Origin of the sequence: Microbacterium sp. GbtcB4 (genome assembly GCF_019091465.1) — a bacterium.
Classification (GTDB): domain Bacteria; phylum Actinomycetota; class Actinomycetes; order Actinomycetales; family Microbacteriaceae; genus Microbacterium; species Microbacterium paraoxydans.
The window spans coordinates 1-240 of the sequence record NZ_JAGXJJ010000470.1 but is presented as its reverse complement, the minus strand read 5'-3'; the positions used below and the strand labels follow the sequence as shown (position 1 = coordinate 240).

At 75.4% G+C, this 240-nt stretch carries 1 protein-coding gene; it reads left to right on the top strand.

The genetic code is table 11. The annotated features are described in order from the left end of the window. The coding region (locus tag KVS71_RS18500; RefSeq protein WP_217585264.1) for a crosslink repair DNA glycosylase YcaQ family protein at nt 1–240 on the top strand (240 nt) is incomplete at both ends.

Genomic DNA, 240 nt, shown 5'->3' with positions numbered 1-240 from the left:
ACGGCGGCCGACCTGGCCGACTATTACCGCCTCCGCGTCCGTGCCGCGGTGACCGGGGCGATCGCCGAGCTCGTCGACGCCGGCGAAGTGCAACCCGTGTCCGTCCGCGGCTGGGAACGCGGCGGCCGGCCCCTGCCCGCCTGGCGGGATCGCGACGCGGTTCTTCCGCGCCGGGGCGAGACCGCCGCCCTGTTGACCCCGTGCGATCCCGTGGTGTGGTTCCTGGAACGTGCGCTGCGG